This window comes from Vibrio sp. 10N.261.46.E11 (assembly GCF_041472735.1).
Taxonomy (GTDB): domain Bacteria; phylum Pseudomonadota; class Gammaproteobacteria; order Enterobacterales; family Vibrionaceae; genus Vibrio.
In genome coordinates, this window is the sequence record NZ_JBFRQW010000018.1 from 35058 (window position 1) to 55268 (window position 20211).

Sequence of the window (20211 nt, forward strand, 5' to 3'; positions counted from 1 at the left end):
TTCTTATCTTCTTATCTTCTACACAGGTGTATACAGTACTTTTCTGCCAAAACCACTGTATATACCTGTATAAAGCTTACATTTCTTCAACTTATGAGACAAAACAACAAATTCATTCAAATTTAATTTCTATAATACTTTCAACAACTTAAACAAAGACAGCATCTATAACCAAGCAAAATCGTCCAATAATCCTTCAAAAAACGCTTGATCTTATAAGCAACAAAAACTACTGTATACACATACAGTATGTATATAAGGACAGCAAAATGATTCCAGCACACGTTAAAGCACAACACTCTAGCCCGCTAACTCACTGCGCATTTACATCCGTCTCTCGTGACACAAAAAGTTCAAACGAAGAAGCGTTGTTTGCCAAAATGGCGTTGCTGTCCAATCAACATCAGTGGTTACTGTTTACGGCTCAAACACCAAGACCATCGGCTAAACAGCTGCAGCTACATAATGTTTGCTGTGATCGTGTTATTCACATGAAAGCCTCTAATCAAATGACAGAAGTAGAAACCGTCGAGAAAGCCATTCGATCTAAGAATGCGAGCGCGATTGTTGCGAGTGCTTCGATTGATCAATTCAGTCAGCAATACCTAAGAACATTAGGAATTCGCTTTCAATGTGAAGTCTTCTTTATCGATGCCAATTCAGAGCGTATTCACTAAACCGCCTGCCTTGCTAATAACATATTGGCTTAATAACATTGTTGGCTCAAAAACATAGCCCACAGACATGGCTTAATCTTTTAGCTAACAAATTTAAGTTAACAACATAGCTCCAAAACACAGTCCAAATATACTGCCTTCCCCTGCCCTACAATTCGCCAATTTTTTAGCGATTAGTTAAGCGGGGGTTTTTAATTAAACAACATATTTAGCAATCGTTTGCTTTTCCTCTGGAAGCAAATAGTAGATTGGGTATAATGCCCGTCTAATCATGTGCACACCGCACTTCTCTGTATGACGTTTGATAAAAGATAGGAATGTCTAAATGAGCCTTGCTGATCAAGTTCTTGCCGTAAATGATGACCTACCAATCCGTACTGATAAACCTGTCCACAGTGGCAAGGTTCGCTCAGTCTACTGGTTAACTGAAGAAGATAGCCAACGACTAATTAAAGAGAAAGGCTACGATGTAGCACCAGATGCGCCTTTAGCAATCATGGTGATCAGTGACCGTATCTCTGCATTTGATTGTATCTGGCGTGGTGAAGGGAATCTAAAAGGTGTTCCAGGTAAGGGAGCGGCTCTGAATGCTATCTCTAACCACTGGTTCAAATTATTTAAAGACAACGGCCTCGCTGACAGTCATATTCTTGATATCCCTCATCCATTCGTATGGATTGTACAAAAAGCTCGCCCAGTCATGATCGAAGCGATTTGTCGTCAATACATCACAGGCTCTATGTGGCGTGCGTACGCGAACGGCGAACGTGAATTCTGTGGTATCGAGATGCCTGAAGGCCTAGAGAAAGACAAGAAGTTACCTGAGCTACTTATCACGCCTTCTACAAAAGGGATTCTAAAAGGTATTCCTGGTGTACCAGAAGCTGACGATGTGAACATCACACGTAACAACATCGAAGACAACTTCGCAGCATTCAATTTTACTCAAGCAAGTGACATTGCGCATTACGAGAAGCTGCTAAAAGAAGGCTTCAACGTAATTAGCCAAGCGCTAGCAAAAGTCGATCAAACCTTTGTCGATACGAAATTTGAATTTGGTTACGTCAACGATGCTCAAGGTAATGAAAAGCTTATCTACATGGATGAAGTCGGTACTCCAGATTCATCTCGCATTTGGGATACTCAGGAATACAATAACGGCAACATCGTTGAGAATTCAAAAGAAGGTTTCCGCCAGTTCCTACTTAACTACTTCCCTGATCCGGACATTCTTTTGAACAAAGAGCGTATGACAGAGCGTGAAGCGTTAGCTCGTGACAATGAACTTCCATTGGATTCATTAATGTCTCTGTCACGTACTTATCTTGATATCGCGGCGAAGATTACAGGTGCGGAAATCGTACTGAGTGAGAATCCTAAGCAAGAGATCATCGATGTATTGCGTGCTGACTATGGTCTAGTTGACTGATTGCATTCTAGAAAGCGAGTAAGCTCGTAAACACAAGTTCCAGATACTAAAAGGGCCTCATCATTATTGAGGCCCTTTTTCGTGTGCGATTTTTAATATTTTTTGAGCTCGCTCCTAAGCTCTAAGCTCTAAGCTCTAAGCTCTAAGCTCTAAGCTCTAAGCAATACTGATAGATTAAAGCTTAATAGTAAACTCTTCTCCGGTATTCTCGGCAATCACCAAATGACTGCGCGATTCGATGTACTCGATCTGCTCTGCTTCAAGAGAATATGGCATAGCGACTTTGAGTTCATTGATCCCCTCTAGCTTGGCTAGCTTGAGTAAGGTAACAATGTTTGATTCATCGCTTTTACGTGTCGACATTGATTTCAATGCCATCTGCCATAATCGATCTTCAGGGCTTGCGAGCTCTTTAATACTATCTCGCCAGACGGTACTAAATACTGGCGCAATCGTGGTTAGAGCTTCCAGAAAAGTCCATTTTTTACTGCATGAGGCGCCAAGAAATGTTGTGTAATCAAACTCTACACGCGTCTCTGTCTGTTTATCCATGATGTCCCCCGACACTTTGACAACACAATATACTCAATATCTATCAACTCTTTCTTTATAGCAATAGGATATAGAAGAATAGTCTTTTATGACCTTTTGATTGGTTAAAAAGGCATATAAAAATCAAACTTGTAACAAAATAAGTACTGAAAAAACATATATGCACCTATTTGATTAATATTTTGGAGATAAAACTAATCCATCTATTTGATATCAATTATCCGACTCGCTTTTTTGTACTGAATACGCCAGCCAGACCATGTCGGGAGCTCCCAACGTTTTGGCGATAACTTTCGACTGCCCGATTGATAATGAACGTAAATCAGTTTGCGTGCTGGCAGGTATTCTACTTCGAGTTGTAAATCGGCAAGGCTCAATGAAAACGGATACTTTTCCGAAAACTCTGAATAGAGCCAAGTCGGGATACCATCGAATGGAATATCAGCATGGTCGAACATTTCCAATTCGCTCACATCAGTGACACCTAACACTTCAAGCTGCTCTATTAACCATAGCTCAAAGTTAATGTTCTCAATTTCTGGTGTGTATTGGGTTTGTTCATCGAGACCAAGTTTCACATACAACTGCCAATGTTTGATTTGTTGAGTGCGAGCTTCTGCAAAACCGGGAAGTTTAACCCCATTCGATACAAGATCGACGATCGGCTTTAACGATAGTTGCCCTTCCGCTGTCACGAGCTTGGTCGTGATCGTGCGGCCGGCATACACCAATGTCATCTCAGTAAAAACGCCATCATCATTGACCACGGTTTCACCTTGTTGCCACTCTCCCATCTCAGCTTCAATCACAAGATCCAAAGGAATAGGTGCAGTGACCGTCGCTAAGGTCAGTGTTTGCTTAACGCCTCTTCCCGGCAAACTATGGGTATCAAGCACCAACATCGCTTGTTCATTATCCGGGAAACGATTCTGACGGCCGAGAACTACTTCTAACACTCCGTTGGCAAAGGCTTCTTTCCTTTTCAGTCTGCGCACAAACACTAACTCAGGATGCAGCTGAATAATGGTTTCAAGTAGAGCGGTACGTTGGTAGCGAGAGGCAACCTCTAGCTGCGGAAGTTCAAACACCTCACGCATTTGCTTCGCCAGTCCTTGTGCTTCATTCAATGCCTGCTGGTCGATTTCTAGATTCGGATATTCGCGACCGCGAACGATCTGAATCAACAGGGATAAATCACACCCTTCTTTCTCTTTTTGCGCCAGAGCTTCAAGGTGTTCTGCATTGGTTGGTAATTGATACAAGCGAGCAGGAACGGACAGCGCCGCAGTGAGATCCACCATCGCCTCTTTGAGTGCTTTGGTTTTGATTCGAGTAACAATATCGGCATACAAAGCATCAATCGGCAACGGATACAGCTTTTTGCCATGCTCGGTAATTTGATGCTCGGCGTTAATCGCTTCCATCGTCAGCAAGGTTTGAGTAGCACTGTTTAGTGATTTTTCAGGAATAGGATCAAGGAAAGGTAAACTCTCAAGCGGAACACCACAACAGGCCGCCGCCAACATCGGTTCGATCAGCTCTTCACGCTGCAATTCAGGCGGTGTGACTAACTCTAACGCCGCATGCTCACCATATAGACGAACACAGACACCATCCATCACTCTACCCGCACGGCCAGCTCGTTGCTTGGCACTCGCTCGTGATATGGATTTAAGCATCAGTGTGGTTCTTCCGTTTCGTTGAACGGTGCGTCTTTCTAATCCTGAATCTATTACCACGCCAATGTCAGGAATGGTTAATGAGGTTTCTGCAACGTTAGTAGCAAGAATGACCTTTCTCAGGCCATAACCGTTCGCATTGATATCGATATTACGACCCGATAACGCCAAATCTCGTTCTTTATCACTGACCGATGCGTGCAGTTTCACCACTTGAATATCTGGATTCTTCGCCAAGGCTTGTTCACATTGAACGATCTCTTTTTTACCCGGTAGAAAAACCAACATATCGCCAGAAGAAGCGATCAATTGATGATTCACTTCTTCCGCGATGCGCTGCTCTAGATATCGAATATCAGGCAGTGTTCTGGATTCGTTCGCTCGGTGTTCAATAGCAACTTGATAAGTTCGCCCTTCACAGCTTATCCGACCCGCATCCAAATAGTGAGCGAGACGTTCCCCTTCGATGGTTGCAGACGTGATCACCAAGCGATGACTCGCTTTTTGTTTCAGAATCGCCACCAGCAAATCGATATCCCAACGCCTTTCGTGAAATTCATCGACAACGATGACATCAAAGCCAGCGAGTCCGTCTTCAGATAACCAACGCAGCGCGATACCAGGCGTCACAAAAACAACGTTAGTTTTCTCGTTGTATTCAGACTCAAGTTTGATCGCATAACCAATTTTGTCACCAAGCTTTTCGCCCGATTGTAGGGCGAGATATTTAGCTAATGAGGTACAAGCTATTCGTCTTGGTTCAACCACAAGCACTCGCCCATGTTGGCAAGCCCAGAGTGGTAGGCGCGTAGATTTACCCGATCCGGTTTCCGCCTCTACAACAAGGTGTGAATTAACGATTTGTTCGTGAAATACGTTTTGATAAGCATCGATGGGAAGTAATGACATAAAAAGGAGGCGTCGCGAAAAAGTGTGAGCAAAGTATAACGAATTATGGTGCTAAAATTCGATAAGTGTGGGACATGGGTAAGAATATCATTTTGTTTGCTAAGATCGCTGAGAAACTATTTACAATTGAATAACTAAACCGTTATCATTTTTCAGTTACCCTTTCTCCCATATTAGGCATCTAATGAACAACGATAAACGCCCTCTATATATCCCTTATGCTGGTCCTGCTCTACTAAGTACCCCTCTTCTAAACAAAGGCAGCGCATTCTCTGCTGAAGAGCGCAGTTCTTTCAACCTTGAAGGCTTGTTACCGGAAACAACCGAAACAATCCAAGAGCAAGTAGGACGTGCATACAAGCAATATTGTAACTTCGAAAGTGATATGGATAAGCATATCTACCTTCGTAACATCCAAGACACTAATGAAACGCTTTTTTATCGTTTAGTTCAAAACCACATCTCTGAAATGATGCCTATCATTTACACGCCAACAGTTGGCGCAGCATGTGAGAACTTCTCAAATATTTACCGTCGTGGCCGTGGTCTGTTTATCTCATACCCGAACCGCGATCGTATCGATGACCTACTGAACAATGCGACAAACCACAACGTTAAAGTTATCGTGGTTACGGATGGTGAGCGTATTCTTGGTTTGGGAGACCAAGGTATCGGTGGCATGGGTATTCCAATTGGTAAGCTAGCACTTTACACAGCTTGTGGCGGCATCAGCCCAGCTTACATGCTACCAATCGTGCTCGATGTAGGCACAAACAACCCGCAGCGTCTTGCTGACCCAATGTACATGGGCTGGCGTCACCCTCGTATCACGGGTGCTGATTACGATGCATTTGTTGAAGAATTTATTCAAGCCGTTCAACGCCGTTGGCCTGATGCATTAGTTCAGTTCGAAGATTTCGCACAAAAGAACGCAATGCCACTGCTTGAACGCTACAAAGATCGAATCTGTTGTTTCAACGATGACATCCAAGGTACAGCCGCTGTAACGGTTGGTTCTCTACTTGCAGCATGTAAAGCAGCGAACAGCAAACTGTCAGACCAACGCATCACCTTCTTAGGTGCGGGTTCTGCAGGTTGTGGTATTGCTGAAGCTATCATTGCTCAAATGGTGTCTGAAGGTATCAGCGATGCACAAGCACGCTCTCAAGTTTACATGGTTGACCGTTGGGGTCTGCTACAGGAAGGCATGCAAAACCTGCTTGATTTCCAACAGCGTCTAGTACAAACCAATGCGAACACCAAAGATTGGGAAAGTGACGGCACTGGCTTCTCTCTACTAGACGTTGTTCGTCATGCTAAACCAACTGTATTGGTTGGTGTATCTGGCGCTCCTGGTCTGTTCAGCAAAGAAGTCATCAAAGAGATGAACCTTCACTGTGAACGCCCTATCGTGTTCCCGCTATCAAACCCAACAAGCCGTGTTGAAGCGACTCCAAACGACATTATTCGTTGGACTGATGGCCAAGCACTTGTTGCAACAGGTAGCCCGTTTGAGCCTGTGACTCATAATGGCACCACTTACCCAATTGCTCAGTGTAACAACAGCTACATCTTCCCAGGTATTGGCCTTGGTGTATTAGCTGTAAATGCTTCACGTATCACTGATGAAATGTTGATGGAATCAAGCCGTGCGCTTGCTACGTGTTCTCCACTTGCTATCAATGGTTCAGGTGCTCTACTTCCACCACTGGAAGAGATCCACACCGTATCTAAGAAGATTGCTTTTGCCGTTGGTAAAAAAGCGATTGAGCAAGGTGTTGCTCTAGAGATCACTGAAGAAGCACTGCAACAAGCAATTGACCAGCACTTCTGGCAGCCAGTTTACCGTCGCTACAAGCGCACGGCGTTCTAATAGAGCGTACTTGTTCTCAAATAGCACTCTTACAAGAGCCTCTGCAATTGCAGGGGCTTTTTTCTTTTCTCTGTCTTGTCTTTTTAACTGATTTTTCTCATTTTTATTTGGTATTATCGAGCACTCAAAAATTAATGTTCAGCCAAAGGACCATACCGAGAGTGAAATTCGATTCTCACATTTTCCGTAGCTACTTATTAAAAGCTTACAAAAAACTGCAAGGTTTTCTGTTTGGCGCATTCCTCGTGTTCTTAGTAGGCAGCGCTGCGGTTATTGCGATTGATTATTGGGTTTCATGGCAAGCAAGGGATCGCATCATCTATCATATCGATGACGTGCCAGAGCGAGAAGTTGCCGTGGTACTTGGTACCAGTAAATACCTAGGTCGAACACTCAACGAATACTACAAACATCGAATTGACGCAGCGATTGAGCTATTCGATCGTGAAAAGGTAGACCAATTTCTACTGAGTGGCGATAACGCTCATCGTTCTTACAATGAGCCGTGGACGATGAAACGCGACTTATTGAAAGCCGGCGTACCCGATGAACGTATCAACCTAGATTACGCAGGGTTTAGAACCCTAGACTCGATTGTTCGCGCCAAAAAGATATTCGATACCGATAACTTCCTGATCATCACTCAGAAATTCCACTGTGAAAGAGCGCTATTAATCGCAAGCTCTTACGATATTCATGCCCAATGTTTGGCGGTTTCAGGTCCGACTAACCACTCAGGAAAAACCATACGTTTACGTGAAGTATTTGCGCGCACTAAAGCGTTCCTTGACCTTTATATTATAGGTACCACGCCAAAGTTCCTTGGACCTAAAGAGCCAATTCAACCCAGTCCGAAACCAGAGCCATTGCCGATTCCTAGTCCTATTACAGATCCCGCTGCAAATCCTATAGTAGATCCCACGGTAACCCCTATAGCTGACCCCACGGCAAACCCTAGTGAAAATCCGATTGCAACTCCTTCAGTAAGCCCTATTTTAGAACCAGCAGAGACCGATGTGTAGAAAACTACACATTTTGAATTTATTGCCTCACACTTCCCCATTGTTAAGCAAAAACACACCAACACTCCTTTATTAACTTGAGTAACATTCTCCCAACAAAGTCTGACCCTACATCAAGCTATATACCTCGAAAATAATAAGCACGACTCAACGAAGTCGTGCACCAATAAAACGAGGATAAACAAAAGGAGCGTCTTATGACGGCACTTGTTACTACACTGAAACACTGGTTGTTTACCCGCAACAGCATGATATTAATTGGTAATTTCACGCTATTTGCACTGTTGCTCAATACCCTGCCATTCGAAGCGCAAGTGAATACAGGTTTAAGTATTCTCGTGTTCGTAGCCATTCTATGGTTAACAGAAGCTATCCACGTCAGCATCACCGCTTTGCTCGTTCCCCTATTGGCTGTCTTGTTTGGTGTATTCAACACGCCCGCAGCACTGGCTAACTTTTCGAATCCCATCATCTTCCTATTCATGGGTGGCTTCGCGTTGGCTGCCGCACTGAATAAGCAAGAGCTGGATAAAGCGATAGCTGACAAAGTATTGCTGATAGCAAAAGGCAAAATGTCGGTCGCCGTGTTCATGTTGTTCGGTGTGAGTGCCGGTTTATCCATGTGGATTTCAAACACAGCCACCACAGCAATGATGCTCCCTCTTGTTCTTGGTATCATGAACAAAGTCGACCAAAGTGAAGACCGAAACACCTACGTGTTCGTGCTATTGGGTATCGCTTACTGTGCTTCAATCGGTGGTATCGCAACTTTAGTTGGTAGCCCACCAAACGCCATTGCTGCGGCAGAAGTTGGCTTGAGCTTCACAGAATGGATGGCACTTGGCCTACCTATCTCGATGATCTTACTGCCAATCACGATGATTATTTTGTACGTGATGACTAAGCCAAAACTTGACCACAAATTCGAGCTAGACCATGCACCTGTCGAGTGGACAAACAGCAAGAAAATCACACTGTCTATCTTCCTTTTAACGGTAACACTTTGGATATTCGGCAAACCAATCAACGCTATGATTGGCGGGTTCTCTAAGTTTGATAGCTTGGTAGCGATTGGCGCAATTGTACTGCTTGGGGCTTCTAGAGCCGTGGAATGGAAAGACGTTGAGAAGACAACGGACTGGGGTGTACTTATCCTGTTCGGTGGTGGTATCTGTTTAAGTAACATTCTAAAAGCGACAGGAACAAGCGTATTCTTAGCACACTCACTGAGCGGATTTTTAGAAACGGCAGGTGTACTTCTTACCATTCTAGCCGTGGTAGCCTTCGTGGTATTCCTAACGGAATTTGCAAGTAACACAGCCAGTGCTGCACTGCTTGTTCCTGTGTTCGCAACCATTGCTGAAGCACTTGGTATGTCGCCAGTTATCTTGTCAGCTCTGATTGCGGTTGCCGCTTCTTGTGCCTTCATGCTACCAGTTGCGACACCGCCGAATGCGATTGTCTTTGGTTCGGGTCATATCAAGCAGAGAGAGATGATGCGAATCGGTATGGTGTTGAACCTAGTTTGTATCCTAGTACTGACTCTATTCGCTTGGATCTTCTGGTAAGCAATAAATGCTCTAACTGAACTGGCTGCAGTTCCCCCACTCAGCCAGTATAAAAATCCCGCTCAGTGTGAAGCTATCATTTACTTGAAGTTATCACTGAGCGGGCATCAAAAAAACAATCAAACGCTTTTCCCTTTTGGTGGCTCTTTGCCACCTTTTTTGTTTTGGCTATTGGGATAAGAGCCATAAAAACGCCACACGTCACATATGCACGTGTGGCTAATAAACGAATCAAAACAATTTTCAGGTTAGTGACTCAAGATCACCTGATTTCGCCCGGAATGCTTCGCTTGATATAAGGCTTCATCAGCGCGGGCAATGGTCTCTGTCACCCGCTCTTGTTTCATCTCGGCAATGCCGATACTGCAAGTGAGAGAATCCCCATGAATCCAAAGATGTTGGCTAACCAAAAGTCGGATTTTCTCTGCCTTTCTCTGCGCTTCGCCAACTTCGGTTTCAGGGCAAAAAACGATAAACTCTTCACCGCCCCAACGCACAAGTTTGTCCGTCGCACTGATAGAACTGCCAACTACCATACTGAATTCACGTAAGATATGATCACCCATCTGGTGTCCGTATTTGTCATTCACACTCTTAAAGTAATCAATGTCCAGATAGAGCATACTTAACTTGCCGTGACCTTGCTTCACCTGTTGCGACTGCATCTTCAGCCAATCACGGATAGCGTGTCTATTCAGTATTCCTGTTAACTCATCACGATGAGCCTTTTCAAAGAATTCAAAGTTTTGCTCTCTCAATGCCCGATTGACGTTTTTTAAATGATGATGTCTTTTTTCAGCGATCGCCATACGTTTTCTGGAGCGGTGTAATTCTGAAAGTAGGAACACTGTGCCAGTACCCACCCAAATAAACAGCAAGATCAGGAACAAGCTCTCTGCTGAAATATACGAGCCCTCAAACTCAATACTTCGAATAATAATTCGATGATGGCCCAATTTAGCACCAGAAGCGGTAGCAAACTCAACCATATTGACGTTCGAGTATTCAGGTGCAGAGTGCTCTAGCGCAATCTCGTTATCCGCTAACCACCACGTCATCACTTGCAGGTTTTTGATCGGAATCTCAATCACACCATCATCGATACCTGGGGAAAACTCCATCCCGTTGTACTTATGTGTGTACTCATCATCAGGAACCGAATAAGCAGGGTTGTAATTGCGTAGATAAGTTCTCAAACGACCACTGGAGTCAGCCTCCGCATGGTAATCAATATTGACTCTAAAGGTGTGATATTGAGAAAGGTCAAGGCCCACAGTTATGTCTGGGCTGATACGAATCGATAGTCCGCAGTAAGGCCATGGATATTCGGATTTTTTAAGCTCACAATCAAGAATATACTGCCCATTTTCATAGGATAATTGGGAGGTACTCACTCCCCTATCAACTTGATCACTGGTCGCGATAAATTCATATTGTTCAGGAGTAATTGCAGTTATCACACGATTTCCGCTCACACGGTAATACTGCACAATGGCAAGCGTTGCAATAACTAAAAAGATGACAATTTTATGGATCCACTTCACATCTAAGCTTCCGAGCTAAGGTCCCTATCGTTGGGATTTGACGATATAAATGAGTAAAGCTAGTCATTAGCTTGCATACTAATAATTCACTTGGAAACGTTATATCACGCCTTAACAAAATATCATACTATAATTTAATGAACGTATTTCCGGTCAATTATTCACCGCAAGAATCAACTAATATTGCGTATAAATAAAGGCTCTATTTGTTATACTCATCGCATAATCATCGTTAATCTTAGCGCCCGCTTACCCGGCATTCGAGGCGATGAAATAATAATCAAAATACAACGAGTAATGTCATGTCTTTATTAGCAAAAGGAACACTCAAGAAGATGAGTGCTTCCCTTGATGGCGCGGTAACCTACCGTTTGCCTGTAGGGGAAGAGTTTGTAGAGCTAAACCCTCTGATAGGTAAAACTATCAACCTCACCCATACCGGCAATATTTTTTGTTGTTCGTGTGGTAAGAAAACTAAGAAAAGCTACTCTCAAGGCCACTGCTTTGTGTGCATGAAAAAGCTAGCAAGCTGCGACATGTGCATCATGAAGCCTGAGACTTGCCACTACGATCAAGGCACTTGTCGTGAGCCTCAATGGGGTGAAGAAAATTGCTTCGTCGATCACTTCGTTTACCTATCAAATACATCAAGCCTAAAGGTGGGTATCACTCGTCATACTCAGATCCCTACTCGATGGATTGATCAAGGTGCCACCCAAGGCTTACCTATCTTGAAAGTAAAAACGCGTCAGATCTCTGGCCTTATTGAAGTTGAATTAGCGAAACACATTGCTGACAAAACCAACTGGCGTACGCTGCTCAAAGGCGACGGTGACGATATGGAGTTGGTTGAAAAAGCCAAAGAACTATTGCCACTTGTAGAAGATAAGATTCAAGAGATCAGAACGAAGTTTGGTGATGATGCTATCGAGATTCTGAGCGAAAACATCACTTCATTGAGCTACCCAGTTGAACAGCACCCAGTGAAAATTGTATCGCACAACTTTGATAAGAACCCTGAAGTGACGGGCGTACTTCAAGGCATTAAAGGCCAATACCTTATCTTAGATACTGGAGTGATTAACATCCGTAAATTTGGCTCTTACGAAGTTGAAGTTTCTGATTAGTAAACCAACGTTTTTACGAAGCTTCTATTTTGATAAGCCAAACCGCTGCTCAGTAAAAGCCAAACAGCTTTGATCGCTATAAGCTATAAGCTATAAGCTATAAGCTATAAGCTATTAGCTATTAGCTATTAGCTATAAGCTAAACGCTTTGAATTGCTAAAACTAAAATGCCCTCAAGTGATTACTTGAGGGCATTTTTCGTTACGTCTTTGGCTAACGAGTATTCGGTTTAGGCGTTAAAGCACAACCACATCACCGTCTACACAATTCTTACCACTGGCTTTCGCGCGATAAAGAGATTGGTCGGTTAAATTCACTAATGCGTCAATAGTGACGCCATCTTCACATGCTCGGCTATCACTTATTCCAATACTGACACTCACATTAAATCGTACCTTTTCATCGATTTTGAACTCGGCTTGATTGAACTCTTGGCGAATTTTTTCTGAAACCTCGCGCGCTGTTTCAAGAGGCGTATTCGGGATAAATATAATGAACTCTTCACCACCCCAACGGCCTGCCACTCCGCCGACTTTCTCGGCATTACGCTTGGTGATGTCAGCCAAAGCACAAATCACCTCATCGCCGACCATGTGACCGTAAGTGTCATTGATCGACTTGAAGTCATCGATATCTAGTAGCATACAGACAAGGTGGTTGTTAGAGAGTATCTGCTCTCTAAACCATTCATAGATCGCCCTACGATTGAGCAGATCCGTCATTTCATCGTAATTCGCCTGGTGGACCAACTGCTTCTCCAGCATCACTTTTTGAGTCACATCTTCAAGCACCACTTGAACCGCCCGCTGACCTTTCCAAGTAATTGCATTATCGTAAATATTAAAAAAGCGATGAACACCATCGAAACCAATATTTTCGACCACGGTGCTGGTTCCCGACAACTCGCCCGACACGATCGCCTGATAGTGTTTATAGATGCCATCAGTATTCTGCTGTGGCACTAAGTCGAGAATCGAATCCAATGCTAAGACTTGCTCTATGGAAGATCCACCTTGCAGTTTTACCCATGATTGATTGACCATCAGTGGTTTGAAATCTCGGTGAACCAAGATGCCCTGCCCTGATTGCATGATCATGTCGTGATACATCTTATCTTGCTCACGCACTGCATTTTGCAGCTGAATCGCAGGGGAAAGATCGATAACCGTGACTTGCAGTGCAGGCCTTCCCTGCCACTCCGTCACATGATCGATAGAAAACACGGTGAACTCTCTGCCGTTGCGATCAATATTGGTATAGGTGTGAACCTGAGGGTCTCGTTGACCACTGACCGTTTCAAGGTAATTTTGATAGGCTAAAACATGGTACTCTTCTGATATGAGATCGAGAAAGCTATCGATATTAGAAAGTAGTTCTTCCGGAGATTGGTATCCATAGATGCGAGCATAATTAGCATCAACACTCACTACATTCATATCTTGAATCGTTATTACACCGTACGTGGATTCGAAATTTATTGAAGACATTGCCAACTCCGCATTCTCGCTACACTTCATAAGCCGAAGCATAACAACACATCCTGCCAACGCTTCCACACAATCTATCACGCGCTAGGGACATTAATATAATTATCTAGTATATCGTACTGCTTTAGGCTTCTCTACAACTCAATCGTATGCTTAAGTCATCAAAAGTAGACAAATAGCACCTTCTTATTACGCACATCAAAAAACAAGAAGGATATTGTATAGCTATGTAAGCATTATCTATTCGGTTATTCATTCCAATCCGAAAATAAGAGGCTAAGAAGTCGATAGCCAGCCTTGCTCTCAGTGGAAGAAAGCGACTGTTTGATATACGATCCAACTACTGGTACCTGCTCCCCAATATTCTTCTAGCACTGGAACTCACTTTCCATTGGTAAGGCAGCCATTGAAACTTGTGATCGTAGATGTACGGTTGATTACCGATCAGAACCCAACCAGTGATCACGCAGTAGGTGCAACTCTCGTTAAGCATCTGTCTTAGTTAAATCAAGGACTTAATCGACTAACGTTTGTAGTCCAGGTAGGCTTCGCTTAACCGATATAAGTTCATGAAACAAAAAGAGCATACCTCCTACTCAATATTATTGAGAGAAGTATGCTCTTTTCTGATTCTGTCGCTATTAAGTGCTAGTGACTTCGCAAGATCCCTTCAAGCACATTGAACAACAAGTCGATCTCTTCAATCGAGTTGTAATGCATACACCCAATACGCACCACGCCCAGCTCTTCAATACCCAACTGCTTTACCAGCCCTAATGCGTAAAAGTGACCATTCCAAACGCAGATATTATGCTCACCCAGCTTCTTAGCGATGAACTCTGGAGAATGGTCATCAAAGGTAATCGCAAAGGTTGGCGTTCTGAGGTTCGAATCAAACTCCGTTTTACCATAAAGCTTCGCCCCTTCAAGATCGGACAAGCGTTTTAGGAAGTACTCACTCAACTGGCTTTCATGTTTGTTATAAAGCGCGTAGCTTTGCTCTAAACGAGAACGCAGTGAATCTGTTGGCTCACCAAACTGTGCCAAGTAATCGACCGCTGCAATCACACCTGCAAGGCCTTCGAAACTTTGTGTTCCTGTCTCAAATCGGCCTGGGCCAATGTTAGTGGCAGGCTCAACCTTGTAAGGTTTTAACGTGTGTAACCATTGAGGTGCAATGTAAGCAATACCTACATGCGGGCCGAAAAACTTATAAGCTGAACACGCTAAAAAATCGCAATTCAGTTGCTGAACATCAATCAAGTGATGCGGTGCGTAATGCACGGCATCGACATAAACCTGCGCGCCATGCTGATGTGCAAGTTCGATAACTTTCGCCATGTCAACAATCGAGCCTGTCGTGTTCGAAGCAAACGTCACCGCGACAAGCTTGGTTTTCTCGTTAAGTAGCGATTCAAAGTGCGCCATATCCAAACTGCAATCAGACTCGTCTACGCGAACTTGACGAACAATCGCGCCTTTGTCGTCTGCCGCTTGCTGCCAGCTCGATACATTTGAGTAATGGTCTAGCGCAGTGACGATAACTTCATCACCCTCTTTCCAATCGCGGCTGATCGCTCGGCTAAGTTGGAAGGTCAGCGATGTCATGTTCGCACCGAACACAACGTTGCCAGAAGACTCCGCATTAAGCAGTGCTTGTGCGGCTTCTCGCGCTTGCTGCATTAAGCTTGTGGTCTTTTGGCTAGAAAAATAGTGTCCGCCTAGATTTGAATTGAAATGCCCTAAGTATTCGGTCATTGATGCTATAACATTCTCAGGCACCTGAGAGCCACCCGGCCCATCAAAAAAAGTGACTGGCTTGCCATTATGATATTGGCCTAAAGCACTAAACTGTTGGCGCACATCATTAAGAGTGAAGGACATTGCGCGCATCCTTAGCTGTTAGAACAAACACATCCATATAGCCCATTTCATCGTGGTCTATGGTGCGAATCGGTTGTGCATTGTGCCAAAGCTTACTGTCTGCCAGCATCGCAACTTCGCCATCACCTAACACCTTTCTAAAGAATGGCGCTTCATGTGAGTCTTGATACAGCATGATTTCACCACCCACAATGTTGTGACGGTTCACACCGATCAAAGCGATATGGTCAAAACCGTCTTGGTGAACCCCTTCTGGAGCAACCTGAGTTTCTTCAAAAATAGCGGCAATGCGGATCTGATGGATTTCGATTTCTTGCCCGTCTTCAAGCCCGTTGGTTTCAATAAACAGTTCACACATCTCTTGCATGCCTTCGCTGCTTAGAATATTCGCTTCAATCGGCTCGAACTGACGAACAACGTCACCTTGAAAGTGATTAATGTCTTCAGACTGAACAAAGTTATGTTTGTCTAGCTCAACGACTTGTCCATTACTGAATTCAACCACTGAGTACCTTCTCAATCGGAACTGGCCATCTGCATGCTCTGTGCTTGGTAGCTTAGAGAATGATGGTGACAACTCCTTAACTGCATGGTTACTGAGGTGGGTAATATGTAGGGTATTTTCGTGAGCATGTAACATCATCGACTCCTTAATGATTGTTAATTAACTTTCGATATTTAACGTTTTATTTACATAAAGGATACTTGAAGATCTTGCCAAATCAACATTAAACAATCATTTATCCCGTCAAATTTAATAATTCAGACACTAACTCCAACATAGAAATAAAAGGCAGTGTATAACACCAGAATAAAAGATGACCAACTCTTAAAACTAGCACACTCCACTAGCCAGTTATAAATGCCTACAAATTTAAATTTAACGATATTATTAACTGGCAGGCTATATTTCATATTGTGCCAGCCCTTTCGCTTCAATACGCCAGCCTCCTTGCATGAATTCAAGCACCACGGTTGCCATCATTCATTTCTATGATTTGCACATCGAAATACGATCTACCTATCAGTTGCCAAACTATTGACTATTTACACAACAAACTGAAATTGGTTAATTTATCAGTAAGCCAGAATCCACACGCCTTTGCTTGCGCGTCTGGAACAGGTCGAGTTCGGGGGGAACTCGGCCGCCCCAAATGGCTCATTTCTTTTAAGGAAACGAGATGATTGTTCTTTTAGTCTCGAAGATGTTTGAAGTGGAATGTTGCGGATGGGATTTGAAGCAAGAGTATGAAGCATTGGAAATCCACTATGCAATGGATATAGCTTCAAATTTATCGGCAGGCAATCATAAGCACTAAGTGTTATTAGCTAACACGTTTATGCCCCAAAGTTCGCTAGACCAAATACTCTCCAAGATCTGTGTCGTTTATTTTACCCTACAAAAAGTAATCCGATAGAATGCAACTCAACACGATTGAGTCTTCATTATGCTTGTTTAGCCTGTCAGATTACCTATTTAGCTGGTTAAATCGTCAGTTCATCTTATTGAGGATGATAAACCACTGAAAATATTGTTATTATCCTTTTTATTTATCAGTAAATCCGACTCCCATGAGATATGAACCCGCTCCTGTAGCTCCAGAAGAAAGACAAGAAACCACAAGAGAACGTGCAGCACGTCAACGTCTAGAGCGTAGGGCTGAGTTAACCTATACGGCAAAAGATTATGCTCGATGGGCTGAAGATCGAGAGAGGGTTCTTGCTGAACGCAAAGCTGCCCAGCAAGCTTATGACCTAACAGAAAAAGAATGGAACGATGATTTACAAAAGCAAGCTAAAGAATATCAGTGGGACACCTCTCAACAAGAGAACGTGAGTATTGCGGTACTGACTGTTGAAGAAGGTAACGAGTATTTAGACTTGCTCATCAAAGACTCGCATGGACAGCTTTCGAACGGCAAGGACTACACTGGCGTAGGTATGGGGCTTAAAGGCGCTTATGAGGTCGCTAAAGAGCTTGGCGGATTGGGAGCAACAGCTAAAGCGGTCGATATCAATGGAGTGACGAATATTGTGGTTGAGAACTACAATCCTCGATATTTAGATCTCGGTATTCGTTGGCAAGAAGCGACACCTCAAATGCTTAAAATCGGCTATGCACTGAATACTGTTAAAGGTAATGTTAATTTCGTGAAAGGTAACATCTATGTCGAACTTGTTTTCAGTGGTGCAGTCAATGCCGTAGATTACATACTGCATGATGAAAAAACCTTGGGTGAGGTTGTCGGTCAATATTCTGCTGACGTGGTCAAAGGGGTTGTTGCTGGCATAGTTGCACAAGGGTTTACTCTAGTTATTGGTGGGATATCTGCATTTGCTTTTGGCGCAACACTACCTGTGGCTATCGGTTTAAGTGTTTTTGCTATATCTGCCTTTGTAATTGGCGGGCACGTTTCGGATATTGATGATCATTATGAATACACAAAGCCGTTAAAAGATAAAATAAAGGAGCTGATTGATGAAAGTTAGTCGGTTTAAAGCTTTTCTTTTCATGCTGGCCTGTAGCCCAATGATTTGGATTTCTTGGGAACAATCTATAAAAATTATCCATAACTTCAATCATCTAAGTAACACAATAAAAGTTAGCGGTGCTGTCAATGATGCGTCATCTTTTGCTGGCTTCATGATCTCCGTAATAGCATTTATATTCTCAACGATACCTTTCATCACAGGAAAACAGGCGAAATGGATGCCTAAAATAGTATTTATTATTTTAGGCTTTATAACTATTTTATCGTTTATTACTGGTTGGGGTATGAATGTAGCGTTGAAAAAAGAAATTGCGAGTAGAGGCTATATCGAATGCACATCTGAGCGAGAACTCACATTAAAATTCTCAAGTCGGACCTATGTGTTAGATCCTAGCTTGTGTAAATAAGTTAACTTTAAACTCCTTGTGCTAGCGTATGTACACCCATGCGCTAGCTCTCCCAAAGCCGTTTTTCAATACTTGAAGTTATCCATTAATTGCTAATATTCTATTTGTCGTAACGCATTTTTGTCCAAGTGTGAGTTTAAGAACCTGTAACCACTAACACACCCAGATATACACGCTTCTGCAAAGTCGACTTAAAATCACAAGAAGTTGGGGGTGATTAATAGAATAAGGCCCCATCTAGTTTACTGAACACGGCCATAGCCTCTCACTCCAACACCCCATAAACCTTTAGATGGTTTCTCCGATCTTCCAGCCACGAAAACGTTTGTCTCGATTAAGTTCTAAACTATAACGATTAATTACACTTCAGCCCTTGTTTACACTTTTATTGCCTCCATATTTTCCATACAATCCTAAGCGATTATAAATAAAAACAATTTCAATTTCGGAGTCCTCATGAGCGACGTAAAGCACTGTAATTTATTGATTCTTGGTTCTGGCCCTGCTGGCTATACAGCTGCAGTTTACGCTGCTCGTGCAAACCTAAACCCAGTACTTGTTACCGGTATGCAGCAAGGTGGTCAGCTTACCACCACGACAGAAGTAGAAAACTGGCCGGGTGATCCCGAAGGTTTAACGGGTCCAGCTCTAATGGATCGCATGAAAGAGCACGCAGAGCGCTTTGAAACAGAGATCCTGTTCGACCACATTAACGAAGTCGATCTATCAAACCGCCCTTTCCGTCTTAAAGGCGATTCTGGTGAGTACACGTGTGATGCATTGATCATCTCAACGGGTGCATCAGCTAAGTACCTAGGTTTAGATTCTGAAGAAGCATTCAAAGGCCGTGGCGTTTCTGCTTGTGCAACGTGTGATGGTTTCTTCTACCGCAACCAGAAAGTAGCGGTTGTGGGTGGTGGTAACACGGCTGTTGAAGAAGCACTTTACCTATCTAACATCGCGTCTGAAGTTCACCTAGTTCACCGTCGCGACACGTTCCGCGCTGAAAAGATTCTAGTGAAGCGTTTAATGGACAAAGTAGAGAACGGCAACATTGTTATTCACACTGACCGCACGCTAGACGAAGTTCTAGGCGACGACATGGGCGTAACGGGCGTTCGTATTAAAGATACTCAGTCTGATAAGACAGAAGACATCGAAGTAATGGGCGCATTCATTGCTATTGGTCACCAACCAAACACTGAAATCTTCAAAGGCCAAGTCGACATGAAAGATGACTACATCATCGTTCAGTCTGGTCTTGAAGGTAACGCAACACAAACCAGCATCCCAGGCGTGTTCGCTGCTGGTGATGTAATGGACCACAACTACCGCCAAGCAATCACTTCTGCTGGTACAGGTTGTATGGCTGCACTGGATGCTGAACGCTTCCTAGATGGCCTTAACGATAAGTAAATCTGAGATTGCAGATTTAAATATCGAAGCCCTCACCTCAGTAGATGCAGGGCGTCATCACATTTTGTTGTAAATCCCTAGAGCCCAGTGGTATATCCACTGGGCTTTCTTTTGTATACTAGCCGCCCTCAACAAATAATAATTA

At 43.4% G+C, this 20211-nt stretch carries 15 protein-coding genes and 1 pseudogene; 9 read left to right on the forward strand and 7 right to left on the reverse strand.

What is annotated here, in order from left to right:
• The first annotated feature begins 269 nt into the window (after nt 1–269).
• Together AB4407_RS05930 and AB4407_RS05935 are read left to right on the forward strand one after the other, a co-directional pair.
• Nucleotides 270–677, forward strand: a complete 408-nt coding sequence (locus tag AB4407_RS05930; protein WP_372119533.1) for a SulA-like leucine-rich domain-containing protein — start codon at nt 270–272, stop codon at nt 675–677.
• Nucleotides 678–1002: 325 nt separating this feature from the next.
• Complete coding sequence (locus AB4407_RS05935) at nt 1003–2106, forward strand: phosphoribosylaminoimidazolesuccinocarboxamide synthase (RefSeq protein WP_372119535.1); 1104 nt, start codon at nt 1003–1005, stop codon at nt 2104–2106.
• Nucleotides 2107–2280: 174 nt separating this feature from the next.
• On the opposite strand, the gene AB4407_RS05940 is transcribed toward AB4407_RS05935, so the two are convergent.
• Together AB4407_RS05940 and AB4407_RS05945 are read right to left on the reverse strand one after the other, a co-directional pair.
• Nucleotides 2281–2658, reverse strand: coding sequence for a transporter (locus tag AB4407_RS05940; protein WP_372119537.1), 378 nt, complete (start codon nt 2656–2658; stop codon nt 2281–2283).
• A 203-nt stretch (nt 2659–2861) separates the two neighbouring features.
• Complete coding sequence (locus tag AB4407_RS05945) at nt 2862–5246, reverse strand: helicase-related protein (RefSeq protein WP_372119539.1); 2385 nt, start codon at nt 5244–5246, stop codon at nt 2862–2864.
• Nucleotides 5247–5430: 184 nt separating this feature from the next.
• Between AB4407_RS05945 and AB4407_RS05950 the strand changes: the two genes are divergently transcribed.
• The 3 genes from AB4407_RS05950 to AB4407_RS05960 all read left to right on the forward strand — a co-directional run bounded on the left by AB4407_RS05950 (nt 5431) and on the right by AB4407_RS05960 (nt 9709).
• Nucleotides 5431–7119, forward strand: a complete 1689-nt coding sequence (locus AB4407_RS05950; protein ID WP_372119541.1) for an NAD-dependent malic enzyme — start codon at nt 5431–5433, stop codon at nt 7117–7119.
• A gap of 161 nt (nt 7120–7280) precedes the next feature.
• Nucleotides 7281–8141, forward strand: a complete 861-nt coding sequence (locus tag AB4407_RS05955) for an ElyC/SanA/YdcF family protein (protein WP_372119543.1) — start codon at nt 7281–7283, stop codon at nt 8139–8141.
• A gap of 197 nt (nt 8142–8338) precedes the next feature.
• The gene (locus tag AB4407_RS05960) at nt 8339–9709 is read left to right on the forward strand and encodes a DASS family sodium-coupled anion symporter (protein ID WP_372119545.1); all 1371 of its coding nucleotides are present in this window, start codon (nt 8339–8341) and stop codon (nt 9707–9709) included.
• Nucleotides 9710–9957: 248 nt separating this feature from the next.
• Here AB4407_RS05960 and AB4407_RS05965 read toward each other — a convergent pair whose 3' ends face one another.
• Complete coding sequence (locus tag AB4407_RS05965; RefSeq protein ID WP_372119547.1) at nt 9958–11253, reverse strand: GGDEF domain-containing protein; 1296 nt, start codon at nt 11251–11253, stop codon at nt 9958–9960.
• A gap of 302 nt (nt 11254–11555) precedes the next feature.
• On the opposite strand from AB4407_RS05965, the gene AB4407_RS05970 reads away from it, so the two are divergent.
• The gene (locus AB4407_RS05970) at nt 11556–12380 is read left to right on the forward strand and encodes a DUF2797 domain-containing protein (protein ID WP_372119549.1); all 825 of its coding nucleotides are present in this window, start codon (nt 11556–11558) and stop codon (nt 12378–12380) included.
• Between the two features lie 236 nt (nt 12381–12616).
• On the opposite strand, the gene AB4407_RS05975 is transcribed toward AB4407_RS05970, so the two are convergent.
• The 4 genes and pseudogenes from AB4407_RS05975 to AB4407_RS05990 all read right to left on the reverse strand — a co-directional run bounded on the left by AB4407_RS05975 (nt 12617) and on the right by AB4407_RS05990 (nt 16391).
• Nucleotides 12617–13867, reverse strand: coding sequence for a diguanylate cyclase (locus AB4407_RS05975; protein WP_372119551.1), 1251 nt, complete (start codon nt 13865–13867; stop codon nt 12617–12619).
• 248 nt (nt 13868–14115) lie between these two features.
• Nucleotides 14116–14284, reverse strand: a pseudogene (locus AB4407_RS05980) (LysR family transcriptional regulator); the annotation flags it as partial.
• Between the two features lie 231 nt (nt 14285–14515).
• Nucleotides 14516–15751 (reverse strand): cysteine desulfurase-like protein, encoded by a 1236-nt coding sequence (locus AB4407_RS05985; RefSeq protein ID WP_372119553.1) that lies wholly within the window; start codon nt 15749–15751, stop codon nt 14516–14518.
• A complete protein-coding gene (locus AB4407_RS05990; protein ID WP_372119664.1) occupies nt 15735–16391 on the reverse strand; it encodes a 2OG-Fe dioxygenase family protein in 657 nt (218 codons plus the stop codon). The genes AB4407_RS05985 and AB4407_RS05990 overlap by 17 nt, the downstream gene beginning before the upstream one ends.
• Before the next feature lie 932 nt (nt 16392–17323).
• Here AB4407_RS05990 and AB4407_RS05995 point away from each other — a divergent pair.
• The 3 genes from AB4407_RS05995 to trxB all read left to right on the forward strand — a co-directional run bounded on the left by AB4407_RS05995 (nt 17324) and on the right by trxB (nt 20066).
• Nucleotides 17324–18241, forward strand: a complete 918-nt coding sequence (locus AB4407_RS05995; RefSeq protein WP_372119555.1) for a hypothetical protein — start codon at nt 17324–17326, stop codon at nt 18239–18241.
• Nucleotides 18231–18650, forward strand: a complete 420-nt coding sequence (locus tag AB4407_RS06000) for a hypothetical protein (protein ID WP_372119557.1) — start codon at nt 18231–18233, stop codon at nt 18648–18650. Before AB4407_RS05995 ends, AB4407_RS06000 begins: the two co-directional genes overlap by 11 nt.
• 456 nt (nt 18651–19106) lie before the next feature.
• Entirely contained in the window at nt 19107–20066 is a 960-nt protein-coding gene (gene trxB, locus AB4407_RS06005) for a thioredoxin-disulfide reductase (RefSeq protein ID WP_372119559.1), read from the forward strand.
• Nucleotides 20067–20211 lie beyond the last annotated feature (145 nt).